This is a genomic window from Pseudoalteromonas sp. Ld20, assembly GCF_045064175.1.
GTDB lineage: Bacteria > Pseudomonadota > Gammaproteobacteria > Enterobacterales > Alteromonadaceae > Pseudoalteromonas > Pseudoalteromonas neustonica.
Window position 1 is genome coordinate 15,681 of the sequence record NZ_JBISHB010000045.1, and the last position, 12,728, is coordinate 28,408.

The 12,728-nt window shown below is 39.7% G+C and carries 13 protein-coding genes; 6 read left to right on the plus strand and 7 right to left on the minus strand.

What is annotated here, in order from left to right; genetic code table 11:
* Window positions 1-19 precede the first annotated feature (19 nt).
* Both ACJJVX_RS19960 and ACJJVX_RS19965 read right to left on the minus strand, forming a co-directional pair.
* A complete protein-coding gene (locus ACJJVX_RS19960; RefSeq protein WP_054206688.1) occupies window positions 20-937 on the minus strand; it encodes a porin in 918 nt (305 codons plus the stop codon).
* A 190-nt stretch (window positions 938-1,127) separates the two neighbouring features.
* On the minus strand, window positions 1,128-2,006 hold the full coding sequence (locus ACJJVX_RS19965) for a LysR family transcriptional regulator (protein ID WP_054455954.1): 879 nt from the start codon (window positions 2,004-2,006) through the stop codon (window positions 1,128-1,130).
* Window positions 2,007-2,097: 91 nt separating this feature from the next.
* Between ACJJVX_RS19965 and ACJJVX_RS19970 the strand changes: the two genes are divergently transcribed.
* Both ACJJVX_RS19970 and ACJJVX_RS19975 read left to right on the plus strand, forming a co-directional pair.
* Entirely contained in the window at window positions 2,098-2,472 is a 375-nt protein-coding gene (locus ACJJVX_RS19970) for a DUF413 domain-containing protein (RefSeq protein ID WP_054206686.1), read from the plus strand.
* 131 nt (window positions 2,473-2,603) lie between these two features.
* Window positions 2,604-3,839, plus strand: coding sequence for a response regulator (locus tag ACJJVX_RS19975; RefSeq protein ID WP_064436036.1), 1,236 nt, complete (start codon window positions 2,604-2,606; stop codon window positions 3,837-3,839).
* Here ACJJVX_RS19975 and rarD read toward each other — a convergent pair.
* Together rarD and ACJJVX_RS19985 are read right to left on the minus strand one after the other, a co-directional pair.
* Window positions 3,836-4,759, minus strand: a complete 924-nt coding sequence (rarD, locus tag ACJJVX_RS19980; protein ID WP_169328331.1) for an EamA family transporter RarD — start codon at window positions 4,757-4,759, stop codon at window positions 3,836-3,838. The two genes, ACJJVX_RS19975 and rarD, sit on opposite strands and share 4 nt — an antisense overlap.
* Window positions 4,760-4,811: 52 nt before the next feature.
* Window positions 4,812-5,267, minus strand: a complete 456-nt coding sequence (locus ACJJVX_RS19985) for a thioesterase family protein (RefSeq protein ID WP_197279091.1) — start codon at window positions 5,265-5,267, stop codon at window positions 4,812-4,814.
* 119 nt (window positions 5,268-5,386) lie between these two features.
* Here ACJJVX_RS19985 and recQ point away from each other — a divergent pair, with 119 nt between their 5' ends.
* From recQ to ACJJVX_RS20005, 4 genes are all read left to right on the plus strand, one after another.
* Window positions 5,387-7,210 (plus strand): DNA helicase RecQ, encoded by a 1,824-nt coding sequence (recQ, locus tag ACJJVX_RS19990; protein ID WP_054206706.1) that lies wholly within the window; start codon window positions 5,387-5,389, stop codon window positions 7,208-7,210.
* Between the two features lie 15 nt (window positions 7,211-7,225).
* Entirely contained in the window at window positions 7,226-7,525 is a 300-nt protein-coding gene (locus ACJJVX_RS19995) for a DUF3630 family protein (RefSeq protein ID WP_054206683.1), read from the plus strand.
* Between the two features lie 246 nt (window positions 7,526-7,771).
* Window positions 7,772-9,481, plus strand: coding sequence for a POTRA domain-containing protein (locus tag ACJJVX_RS20000; RefSeq protein ID WP_054206682.1), 1,710 nt, complete (start codon window positions 7,772-7,774; stop codon window positions 9,479-9,481).
* Between the two features lie 53 nt (window positions 9,482-9,534).
* Complete coding sequence (locus ACJJVX_RS20005) at window positions 9,535-10,110, plus strand: mechanosensitive ion channel domain-containing protein (protein ID WP_054206681.1); 576 nt, start codon at window positions 9,535-9,537, stop codon at window positions 10,108-10,110.
* A gap of 56 nt (window positions 10,111-10,166) precedes the next feature.
* Here ACJJVX_RS20005 and ACJJVX_RS20010 read toward each other — a convergent pair whose 3' ends face one another.
* The 3 genes from ACJJVX_RS20010 to ACJJVX_RS20020 form a co-directional block, all read right to left on the minus strand.
* Complete coding sequence (locus ACJJVX_RS20010) at window positions 10,167-11,225, minus strand: succinylglutamate desuccinylase/aspartoacylase family protein (protein WP_054206680.1); 1,059 nt, start codon at window positions 11,223-11,225, stop codon at window positions 10,167-10,169.
* Window positions 11,212-12,117, minus strand: a complete 906-nt coding sequence (rimK, locus tag ACJJVX_RS20015; protein ID WP_054455946.1) for a 30S ribosomal protein S6--L-glutamate ligase — start codon at window positions 12,115-12,117, stop codon at window positions 11,212-11,214. Before rimK ends, ACJJVX_RS20010 begins: the two co-directional genes overlap by 14 nt.
* Window positions 12,118-12,183: 66 nt before the next feature.
* On the minus strand, window positions 12,184-12,606 hold the full coding sequence (locus ACJJVX_RS20020) for an ATP-dependent zinc protease (protein ID WP_054206678.1): 423 nt from the start codon (window positions 12,604-12,606) through the stop codon (window positions 12,184-12,186).
* Between the last annotated feature and the right edge of the window lie 122 nt (window positions 12,607-12,728).

The window sequence follows — 12,728 nt, forward strand, 5'->3', positions numbered from 1 at the left end:
GGGAAGCTATATCGACTAATTAAAACTTGTATTCAATACCTAAACCTAAGTAATCTTGATCAACATTACTATCCATATCAAAGTTAGAATAGAAGGCAAATAGTTTAGTATTTTTACTTAATTTATGATCAACACCAGCTGATATCGCCGTCTTCTTATCCGCGTCATCAAAATCCATTACCTGATACTGCACTTTAAACGTATTGCTATCTAACGTATAAGCTGCATTAACCAAATAACCATCAGCATCACCGCTGCCATCTACTTTTTCTTGGGTTTGATACATTGCGCCTAATTTAATATCAGCCACTTTACCCTGTACGGTAGCACGCACTACATCATAGCCATTCACTTCACTGTCAGCTGCAATAGATGCGTACACCTTGCTTTTCTTTAAACCTGAATCGCCATAAGTAAGCGCCAATGAGTAACCATTTTCGCCTTCACTGTCTTTTTCAGCGACGTAAGTGGCAAGTACTTTAAAACCGCTTAGGTCATTTGATGAATACGTTACTGTATCGCTTAAGCGATTTTCACCTTTGAATAAATTTTTAATATCGCCTTCAAGGTCATTAAATAAATCAAGCTTACCTTGCGATTGCTTTAGCGCAGTATCATTACGACCAAGCACAACTTGACCAAAACCACCTTTCAAACCAACATATTGGTTGCGTGAAGTTAACGTATCTTTTGAATCATCTGAAACATTTACTTGGAATTCGAATTTATAGACCGCTTCAAGGCCTTCACTGAGTGTTTCAGAACCCTTGAAACCAATGCGTGATGCATTACTCTTAATTTCAGTGAATGACCCTTCACCATCATCAGATGATTGTACAGAGACATTTGCTTTACCATAAACATCAACATCAGCTAATGCAGAAAAAGATACACCACTCAATACAGCTAATAACAGGCTCGACTTTGCAAAATTCATATTATTTCCTCAATAAACGCAACAGGCTAATTTTTAAAACAGCTGCAGTTTGCCAGCGATAAATTACAGTAATATTACAACAGAAATATTTATGACTTATTTAATTCATAAAAAAGAATAAAAACTGCAATTCATTTAACACTAAAATTTTGTACACCGTTTATTAGTCTATGCGATCTTGAGTATATCGCTATTTTTTCTCGCTAAAATCACTGCTAATGTTTGGGGTTAGCTCAACCAGTAAGTTAACAAGGGTTTCAAGCAATGGTTTTTGCTCATTATCCCTATGATAAGCAACAAAAATATCGCGAGATGTGTGCTCTACATCCGACACTTCAAATAACTCTCCATTCTCAATATGGCTTTTTGCTAACACTTCAGGAATAAATGCACTACCACCACATTGCAATATTAAATCTAATGCAATACGCCCTGTACTTGTACGAAAGTACGGAGGCGTACGTCCGGTAAATTGACGTGCGTGCCACAGCGAAAAAGTAGTGCCCCAGTCAACATAAACATATTGGTTATCAAAAAAATTATCATTGGCTGCAGATTCAAAAGCACTCACAGGAATGATGGGTAATGCGCAAATACGCTCTACAACTAATTCATCCACTTTAGGCGGATCAAATAATATAGCCAAATCCAGTGTACGTTCTAACAATAAACGCGTACTTTCTTGCTGTGCTTTAACTTCAGCAACGAGTGACACACCGGGCATAGCAGATACAATATTTGAAATACCAAATTGTAAAAAAGCATCCCATATATTAGGTGTACCCGCTAAACACACTTGCTTATGCATGTTGTCAGCAAGTGCCACATCAACTTTTGCACGTTGCATACCTGTAATAATCATTTGTGCGTGCGGTAATAGACGCTCGCCAGGTGCTGTAAGCTGAATATTGTTACGTTGTCGAATAAACAGGTTAACGCCTAAACCTTGCTCTAATTGACGAATTCTAAAACTTACCGCCGATTGCGTGATATAAAGGTTTTCAGCCGCCTTACCAAAGTGGCGAGTTCGCACCACCTCAACAAACGTTTTTAATAAATCGATATCCAATATTTTATCCTCACGATAAAAATTTTTTGTTTAATAAATTACGTAACTTGATCCATACTCCAGCTTAAGATCCGGGTATGAGGAAACAGCAATGAACATTAATATTTCACTACTTCGTCAAGCATTTGTAAGCCAACGTCAGTTCTATGATGATTACAATTTTCCACGCGGATTTTCGCGTAGCGGCAACTTTACGTTACTTGAAGCCAGTATCCTTGAGCAACACGGTGTTGTTCTACAGGGGTTATACAACAAAACCCTTGAACCACAAAATGAAATTCAAGAACAATTTATATCTGTTACTGCAGGTAGCCAAGAGCCGACGAATCCAATCGAGCGAGCTTGGATCAAATACTTAAAATTAACGACTTCAAAAACAAAATTTCACACTTTATTTGGTCGTTCAAAAATGTCAGCACCTACGCTGCCAAGTAGCGACTATTATTCAGAATCTGATAGCATCTAAAATTCCTTTTTAGGCCACTTTCGCGTTGATTTATAAGTGGCCTAAAGACATTGTTATTTGCTTTTTCTTGTTTTAGCGGTTACAACTTGTATAAGCAATTATATTCGGCAAAGCCGAAAACAAGGTGTTACGTGACACGAAAAATACTTATCATTGAAGATACACCTACAATAGCGCGAGTACAAAAGCATATAGCGATGAAAATCGGTTATGATGCGGATATTGCAGGTTCGTTAGCTGAAGCTAAAGAGCTGATCAGTAAAAACTCATATTTTTGCGCTGTAGTAGATTTCATATTACCCGACGCCCCTAGGGGAGAAGCGGTGCCCTGCACTATAGAAGCTGAAATTCCAACTATCGTCATGACCGGAAGTTTAGATTCAACAACGCGTGACACTGTTGAAAAGTATCCAATTATTGATTACATCACTAAAGAAAATAAACAAGCCTATCAATACTTAGAAAAACAATTGCAGCGCCTACCTCGTAACGAAAATGTTAAAGTACTCGTTGTAGATGACTCAGCTGCTACACGTCGTCATATTTGCAGCTTACTTAGCCGCCATAAATACCAAATACTCCAAGCAAGTGATGGTATTGAAGCCTTAGCAATGCTAGAAAAAACACCCGATATAGCTGTCATTATCACTGATAATGAAATGCCCAATATGAATGGTGATGAACTGTGCGGCGAAATTCGCCGACTTTACAGTAATGATGAAAAAGCAATTATTGGTATTTCTGGCTCTGATGCTTCTCATCTTTCAACACGTTTTCTTAAAAATGGTGCTAATGACTACTTGCGAAAACCATTCAACAATGAAGAATTTTATTGTCGTTTAAGCCAAAACGTCGACATGCTAGAGCAAATAGCCACAATCCGACTGCAAGCAAATACTGATTTTTTAACTAAGCTACCTAACCGACGCTACTTTTTTGAAGAAACAACAAAGTCACTGAAAAAAATAGAAAAAAGCAGTCAAGCCTCCTCTTTAGCTATGCTTGATATTGACCACTTTAAATCAATCAATGACACGCATGGACATGATGTGGGCGATGAAGTACTTAAAGGACTGTCTATTTGCTTTGCTAAATATTTTGAAAAGCAGCTCGTTGCTCGTTTAGGTGGTGAAGAGTTTGCTGTTTATTTTGGCGAAACAAGCAAAGAAGAAGCACTGAAACGCCTTGAAGGGTTTAGGCACTTTATTGAACTAAGCAGCTCAGAATTTAGTAATTTAAAAATTAAATTCACAATCTCCATTGGGTATGTACACGGGCCTGTTTATCAAATTGATGAATTATTAAAACAGGCCGATATAAAACTTTACGAAGCAAAAGAGTCTGGTCGTAATATAGTTATTTCTTAAACTGATTCTGCTCGCGCAAGGAGCGCTGCTTTCTTGCGCTTTTGTGCTTGTCGGTACGAGTCCCAGCTAAATATTGCCAGCGCACTCCAAATGCATGCAAAAGTAACAACGCGCTCCGCGCTAAACACTTCACCGTAAAATACCACCGCGAGTACAAACATCAGACTTGGACCAATATACTGAAAAAAACCTAATGTTGTATATTGCAATCTTTTTGCAGCTCCCGTGAAACACAGTAAAGGTAATGTTGTTATAACACCCGCACTTATCAACAGTAGATTTGTATGCCAATCATTAACAATGAGATCTGAACTTGCTGTAGGAAGCATAAACCACCAATAAATAGCTGCAAATGGTAATAGTATAAGCGCTTCCAATAATAGACCTGGTAACGATTCGATAGGTAACTTTTTACGTAATAATCCATAAATAGCAAATGAACTAGCGAGTGAAAATGCCACTACCGGAAATGAACCAAAGCTAATTAATTGAATAACGACCCCGCCAAGCGCCAGAGCGACAGCAAAACCCTGCCATTTTCGTAGCTTTTCGCCTAAAAACAACATACCTAGCAACACGTTTAAAAGTGGATTAATATAATACCCAAGACTGGCATCAAGCATATGGTTATTATTAACTGCCCATATAAATAATCCCCAGTTAAACCCCAGCAGTGTAGCTGTTAGGGTAAGCATTAAAATTAACTTTGGTTGCTTAATGACATGCTGGATTTTATGCCACTGCTTTAAAACAGCGACAATAATCACAATAAATAACACCGACCACACAACTCGGTGCATTAATATTTCAAAAGCCGATATGTGCTGTAATAACTTAAAGTAAATGGGTGCAAGACCCCACATAAAAAAAGCCATGCAGGCTAAAATAACACCCTTGCGTTGTTCTTGATTAGTAGGCATAAATAGAATCTAGATGCTGAAAAAGGCCGCTAGTTTACCCCCTGAACACATTTTATCCAACTAAATACGTTGCTGTACCAAACGCTATTTGAGTTCTTTTTTCATTATGCAATTCCATCCGACAAACACACACTTTATTGCCTGAACGAATCAGCTTTGCACTCGCAGTAAACTCTACTCCCTTACCTGGACGTAAATAATCGGTACGTAAATCAATAGTACCTAAAGTAGCTAATTTTTGCTGAATGCTCACTACATCGAACTCAGTAAGCTTATCAATCATCGCAGCGGCAGCAAGCATACCACCTACATTATCAAGTACTGCTGAAATCACACCACCATGAAGAATTTTTTGTGCTGGGTTACCAATAAATACATCTTGCCAAGGAAAACTAATTTGCGCTTGCTCAGCATCAAGCGATACGACCTTAATTTGTAAGAATTGATTAAACGGCATTTGCTCTACGAATACCTTAGCGACTTGCTCAATTAACATAGTTTTATTCATTATTATTATCTATTATTTGAATCTGGTAGGATGAGTAAAGCATAGCATTGTATAAAGTGCGATATAAAAAGCGTATAGGTAGCTATGCAAGGTCACTTAAAAGCTCTAAAATAAGCGCAATGAATACACAAACCCCCACATCAAGCACCATAGTGCGCACTCCCGCAGCCATACTTAAGCAAGTGTTTGGCTATAGTGAATTTCGTGATGGCCAAGAAACGGTTATCAATGCAGCATTAAGCGGGCAAGACTCATTGGTGTTACTGCCCACTGGTGGCGGTAAGTCAGTATGTTACCAAGTCCCAGCTTTAGCTTTTGAAGGGTTAACGGTGGTTATTTCTCCGTTAATCTCTCTAATGCAAGATCAAGTAACACAATTACAGGCATTAGGTGTGAAAGCAGCTTACATCAATAACAGCCTTAATCGGGATGAGCAGCAGCAAATTTACCAACAGTTACACAGTGGTTTAATTAAATTACTTTATGTTGCACCTGAAAAAATTTTACAACACGAATTTTTAGAGAGGCTGCGTCATTTAAATATCAGTTTATTTGCGATTGATGAAGCTCACTGCGTTTCTCATTGGGGTCATGATTTTCGTCCACATTACTGCCGTTTAAGCGAACTTAAGCATCATTTTCCTCATGTCCCCATGATGGCTCTAACTGCCACAGCAGACACCGCTACTCGCTTTGATATTGTGCAGCAACTTGGCTTAAACGCCCCCTATATACACACGGGCAGTTTTGATAGACCAAACATTCGCTATACCATTGAAGAAAAATTCAAGCCTTTAGCACAATTGTTACGCTACTTAAAAGAACAACAAAATCAAAGTGGTATAATTTATTGCACCAGTCGTAAACGCGTCGATGAAATAGCCGAAAAGATTGCCGATGCAGGAATGAATGCAGCGGCCTATCATGCAGGGATGAGCAACGAACAGCGTCAATTTGTACAAACCGGTTTTGCCCGTGACGATATTCAAATCGTTGTCGCAACGGTTGCTTTTGGAATGGGTATAAATAAACCGAATGTGCGCTTTGTATTGCACTATGACATCCCTAAAAGTATTGAATCTTACTACCAAGAAACCGGCCGAGCGGGACGTGATGGCTTAGCCGCTGAAGCAATTATGTACTTTGACCCTGCTGATATCGGCCGCGTAAGACGGTTCTTTGAAGATATAGAAGATGAGCAACGCCGTCGCGTTGAAGAACAACGTTTCAATGCCATGGCTAGTTTTGCAGAGGCACAAACTTGTCGCCGACAAATACTGCTTAACTATTTTAGTGAATATCAGCGAGAGCCATGTGGCAACTGCGACATATGCCTTAACCCGCCAAAAAGTTTTGATGGCACTTTAGTCGCACAGCAAGCACTATCCTGCGTATATCGAGCCGAGCAACGTTTTGGTTTAGGTTACATTGTTGAGTTATTGCGTGGCGCGAACACCAGTAGAATTCGAGATAACAACCATCATCAGCTCAGCACTTATGGTATTGGTAAAGATCATAGCAGTGAGTTTTGGCTCAGTATTTTACGCCAACTTATTCATCAAGGCTTATTGAGTCAAGATATAACCCAAGGCTCATCTCTTCGATTAACTGAAGGTGCGCGAGCAATTTTAAAAGGTGAATTCGCCTTACAGATGGCTGAACCTCGCCTGCAAGCAAAGCACGTATACCAAGATAAATTGGCACAGTTTAATTACGATAAAAAGTTATTTGCGAAACTCAGAGCCTTACGTAAAGAACTTGCCGATGCAGATGATGTGCCACCCTATGTTGTCTTTAATGATAAAACACTTGCTGAAATGGCACAATTAATGCCCACTAACGACAGTGAATTTCTTAAAGTGTCGGGTGTAGGCTTTACTAAGCTCAATAAATACGGCGGCCCATTTTTGCACGCAATTCGTAACTATTTAGCACAATCCTAAGTACAGAGTAATGTCATGACTCAATACCAATTTGATAACCGCCACAATGTGATTATAATCACTCCAAGTGAAATGCCCAATGACGACGACTTTGAGCTATGGGCACATTTATTTTTACACAGCTCTGAGATTAAAATAGGTGAGTTTGAAGCTGGAGCCGACCGCCATCAAATGCGCTTTAATTATGAACAGCAAGGTTTTAACTTAAACTTCGAGCATTATAGTAACAGTGTCTGGATCAATGGCGAAGGCCAAGAAGCCAATCACTTATTAGCCGCATTAACGCATTATTTCCTAACACAAATGCAACAATGAACTAGACTTATACTATGAGTTAACCTGTATACCCAAGCCACCTCAAGACGCAAAATTCAGCGTTTCAAAGGGCTTAATATCAAGGCGCGACTTTGTAAAAATGGATTGATTTTAACAATAGAACGACTATTACTTGTAATCAATACCTTGTTGCCTAAATCGCTTTTAAATCCAACTGAAACTAGCATCTTGAGGTGGTTTGGGTATAGTAAGATAATACTAACTACGCATACCTAAGGTGTTTGAATGGTCGCAAACAGTTTCACTACATTTATTTTTCTCTCCTGTGCCAGCACTATGCTCTATAGTCAAAGTGGGCAAGCACAATCAATTGATCTAGGGAAAAGCAGTTGTAGTAATCAGCGCACCATTTCACCCAGCGAAAATAACCTTCGTCGTCAGCTTGATGGCGATGAATTATTACCTGAAAAAACCGCAAATGCTCGTATTGGGAATATCAACCTAGAACAGCTCAATGTATTTAACACGGCGCTTGAAGAAGAAGATAATTTCCTGTTCCGTTTTGCCAATCGTGTTCACATGACTACAGAACCAGATGTAATAAACAATCTTTTGCTATTTCGTTCTGGTGAAGAATATGAACCTAAAAAACTCTCCGAATCTGAACGCCTCCTAAGACGTCAAGGCTATCTATATGATGCAAAAATTGATGCTGAGATTAACTGTAATGGCGAAGTTGACGTAAACGTAGTTACCCGAGACCTATGGACCCTGCTCCCTGAAATTAGCTTTAGCCGCAGTGGCGGAGAGAATAAATCAAGCATTGGTTTTCGTGAATCAAATTTACTTGGTTGGGGGAAACGCCTTTCATTTTCACGCACTACAGACGCTGACCGCAGTGGTTATTTATTTGTCTATGACGATCCAAATATACTATCAACTCGTTATCGAGGGCGCATTGAGTATTCCGATAACAGTGATGGAAAACGCCATTTACTAGAGCTTACATATCCTTTTTATTCAATTAATACACCATACAGTTATGGCCTTGTCAGCTACTCGGATCAACGCACAGAATCGCTCTACCAACGTGGCGAAGTGTACAGCGAATTTGAACAAAAAACTGATTATAACCGTATTCATTTTGGTCACTCAAAACAACTAGGAAATAGCTGGACCCAGCGCTTAAGCGTTGGCTATGTGCACGAACAACACTCGTTTAATAAAACTGTGAATACATTTTCACCATTGGCAGATGAACGCCAACTTAGTTACCCATACGTAAGCGGGCATTGGTTTGAAGACCACTTCATTAAAGTACGAAACTTTGACAGTATTTACCGCACCGAAGATTTAAATCTAGGCTGGAATATTCAAAGCTTGCTCGGGTATTCAAATAAGCAAATTAGTGATGACGATAGCCGTGCTATTTATTCATTTAATGCGAGAAAAGCCCACTTTAGCGGTGATAACACACTATGGCGTTTTCAAGCTAGTCTTGATGGCAACTGGAATGAAAAGCAAAGCAAAGTTGAAAACCTATTCGCCAGTAGCCAAATACAATATTATTTAAATACCACAACTAAGCAGTCATGGTATGCAAAAATACGTTTAGACTATGCCAAAAACCTTACTCACGATAAACAACTAAGCTTAGGCGGAGAAAACGGCTTGCGTGGCTACCCGCTTGACTATCAACAAGGTGATCGTAGCTTTTTAATAAATTTAGAAAAACGCTATTACTGGGAATATGATTTACTGCAACTATTTAAAGTCGGTGGAGCTGCCTTTGTTGATATTGGTCGCGCTTGGTTTAACGACCAAGCCAATACTAATCACGGTAAAGTATTAAAAAATGCAGGTATCGGATTAAGGCTGGCCCCTAGTCGCGCTAATGCAGGAACAGTCATTCATTTAGATATTGCAGCACCACTGGACAAGAGCAATGACGTTGACTCAATTCAATGGTTAGTCACTGTAAAAAATACCTTTTAAAGTACACCAAAAACGCTAAACTACGGAGCTATTAACACCTTTTTGGATTCATTGTGGAACTGCTCGAACTCATCGAACTTTTTAGTACGCAATATAAACTTATTGTTACAGTCGTGGCGCTTTTAGTTTTCCCTGTACTTTTAAAGCTGACTAAAAAGCTGCTTGAGAAAACAATTAAAGGTAAAATCGACATTCATCGTAAATACCGCGCTGAGTTACTTTTAAAAATTATACTCGCCATAGTAATGATTTGTTTAGTGCTGGTGTTTTGGGGTATAGAGCTGCGCGGTTTGCTTGTACTTGGTTCATCATTATTTGCCATGTTAGGTGTCGCACTATTTGCTGCTTGGTCACTCTTAAGCAACCTCACCTCATTTTTACTGATGTTTATTCAAAATGATTGCCGTGTTGGCTATTGGGTACGCATTATTGACGGTGCTAACTTTATCGAAGGCCGCATTGTCGAAATGGGTTTAATGAATGTCGTGCTTGAACATATTGATGGTCACCGCGTTATTTACCCTAATAATCTCTTTGTTACGCGTCCTGTGATGGTGTTAAATAAAGAACCTAAACCTACAAAGCCCGTCGCTATAAAACGTGTAATTGGCCCGAAAAAAACGCTATAAGATAAAAAGCCATTTAAGGATATCCTCAAATGGCTTTTAAAATAACGTTTAGCTTACTAATTATTTAATTCAGCTGTTTTCAACTCATCTTCAATATCGCTGATTTCATCGATAAAAGTTTCAAGTTGCTGCTCAACCAAGCTGTTTGCATGAGCAAAATACGCTAAGTGGAACACCGCATCACCTTCATTAACAAGCGGCATTGTCTGTTGACCAATAACAATACCACTGCGTGGTGCTAATAGTTCTAACTCAGAGTCGCCTAATGGGCTACTTATATACGCTAAAATCTGCCCTTTATTAACCTTCTCGCCAAGTGATACCTGCGCACGTACAATACCGTCCACTTCAGCACGTACCCAACTTGTTGAGCTGGCAATAATTGGCTCTGGCAATTTTTTAGCACGTTTACCGCGGCTCATTTTTAAGTGGCGCATCACATAATCAACACCTTGTACACCTGCTGCTATCGCAATTGGATCAAAGCGAAGTGCTTCACCAGCTTCATAAGTGATCACAGGGATCCCTAAGTTAGCCGCTTCACTGCGTAGTGAACCATTTCGTAGTGATGCATCTATCACCGCTGGCGTGCCAAATGCTTTTGCCATTTGTGCGGTAGCATCATCACTTAAATCTGCGCGAATTTGCGGTAGATTCGTGCGATGAATAGCCCCTGTATGTAAGTCAATAATATGAGTGCAATGCACTGCCACTTGACTGAAAAACATGTGCGCCATGCGACCCGCAAGCGAGCCACGGATAGAGCCAGGAAAACTGCGATTCATATCACGGCGATCTGGTAAATAACGCGACTTATGGATAAAACCAAATACATTTACGATCGGTACCGCTATAAGCGTACCACGTAGCTGCGTAGGATCGATTTTAGCCAATAACTGACGAACAACTTCAACACCATTGAGCTCATCACCATGAATGGCTGCACACACCATCAGTACAGGCCCTGCATGAACGCCATTTACCACTTCAATAGGAATATTTAGCGGCGAGTGTGTATAAAGCTTTGCAGCCTCTAATGCGAGCGTTTTACGCTCACCCACACCAACAGTTTCACCTAATAAAGTAAAAGAGCTATTGATTTTAACCTTTGCCACGTGTTGCCGTTCCTTTAGTTGCAGCGGCTTTTTCGATAAAGTCGATCACCATACCTGCAATATCTTTTCCTGTTGCTACTTCAATTCCTTCAAGACCTGGTGATGAGTTTACTTCCATCACTAATGGGCCACGTGATGAACGAAGTAAGTCAACCCCAGCTACATTCAAGCCCATTGCTTTAGCTGCAGCCACCGCTGTTTTGCGTTCTTCTGGTGTAATACGCACTAATGTTGCACTGCCACCGCGGTGTAAATTAGAGCGGAACTCACCTTCTTGTGCTTGGCGCTTCATTGCGGCAATCACTTTATCACCTAGTACGAAGCAGCGAATATCGGCACCACCAGCTTCTTTAATGTATTCTTGTACCATGATATTAGCTTTTAAGCCCATGAATGCCTCAATAACACTCTCAGCCGCTTTACGTGTTTCAGCTAATACAACACCAATGCCTTGCGTGCCTTCTAGTAACTTAATAACAACTGGTGCACCGCCTACCATTTCCAATAAGTCTTTCACGTCATCAGGCTTGCTTGCAAACCCTGTTACTGGCATGCCTACACCTTTGCGTGATAATAACTGTAATGAACGCAATTTATCGCGAGAGCGTGAAATAGCAACTGACTCATTAACAGGAAATACATTCATCATTTCAAACTGACGTAATACAGAGCAGCCATAAAATGTTACTGACGCACCAATACGTGGCACGATCGCATCGAAATCTTTTAAGTTTTCACCACGATAGTGGATCTCTGGTTGTTCAGAGTTAATGTTCATATAACAACGTAGTGCGTCAATCACTTTAACTTCGTGCCCACGTGCTTGAGCGGCCTCAATTAAGCGACGCGTTGAGTACAAGTTTTTGTTGCGAGATAAAATACCGATTTTCATAATCAAATCCTTTACTAGTGCATATTCTGTTTTAAGTTATTATGTAGTTAAAACTTTGGCACATTTTTATAATAAGTGAGATAAAGCCGGGTCTACGACTATACGATTTTCCATGGCTGTACGCCCTAATAACATTCTAAACTTCATACTTGCACGACTTGTTAAAGTCACCTCAATTGGCCAACTTTTATCTCCGGCATGAAGCATTGTTTCAATAAAATAGCGTAACTCTCGCTGCCCACTTGAGCTTGTTACATACTTCATTTTTTTTACTTTAACGTCACACTGTATTTTAGTGTGTTCGTCGTCCTGCAATGGCTGAGCAATAAACTTTACCCACTTTTCCCCATCGCGTTCATATTCTTCAATATTAAGAGCATGAATACATGAAGTACGGGCGCCCGTATCAATCTTAGCTTTAATTTTATTTATGCCAAGTTCAGGTAAACTTAACCACTCACGCCAACCAACAATTATCTTTGCCGTCATAAATGTGCCCTTTAATAAAAAAGTGTCTTATACGCTACACACACAAAAAGACCAATGAAATAATTTTATCTAATCAATCAATCGATTTGATTGACCTAATCAGCTCAATAGTCAACCATATA

Bases quoted from the DNA above. Each gene is read 5' to 3' on its own strand.
- ACJJVX_RS19960 (WP_054206688.1), bottom strand. From the start codon at position 937: ATGAATTTTGCAAAGTCGAGCCTGTTATTAGCTGTATTGAGTGGTGTA.
- ACJJVX_RS19970 (WP_054206686.1), top strand. From the start codon at position 2,098: ATGAACATTAATATTTCACTACTTCGTCAAGCATTTGTAAGCCAACGT.
- rarD (WP_169328331.1), bottom strand. From the start codon at position 4,759: ATGCCTACTAATCAAGAACAACGCAAGGGTGTTATTTTAGCCTGCATG.
- ACJJVX_RS19985 (WP_197279091.1), bottom strand. From the start codon at position 5,267: ATGAATAAAACTATGTTAATTGAGCAAGTCGCTAAGGTATTCGTAGAG.
- recQ (WP_054206706.1), top strand. From the start codon at position 5,387: ATGAATACACAAACCCCCACATCAAGCACCATAGTGCGCACTCCCGCA.
- ACJJVX_RS19995 (WP_054206683.1), top strand. From the start codon at position 7,226: ATGACTCAATACCAATTTGATAACCGCCACAATGTGATTATAATCACT.
- ACJJVX_RS20000 (WP_054206682.1), top strand. From the start codon at position 7,772: ATGGTCGCAAACAGTTTCACTACATTTATTTTTCTCTCCTGTGCCAGC.
- rimK (WP_054455946.1), bottom strand. From the start codon at position 12,117: ATGAAAATCGGTATTTTATCTCGCAACAAAAACTTGTACTCAACGCGT.
- ACJJVX_RS20020 (WP_054206678.1), bottom strand. From the start codon at position 12,606: ATGACGGCAAAGATAATTGTTGGTTGGCGTGAGTGGTTAAGTTTACCT.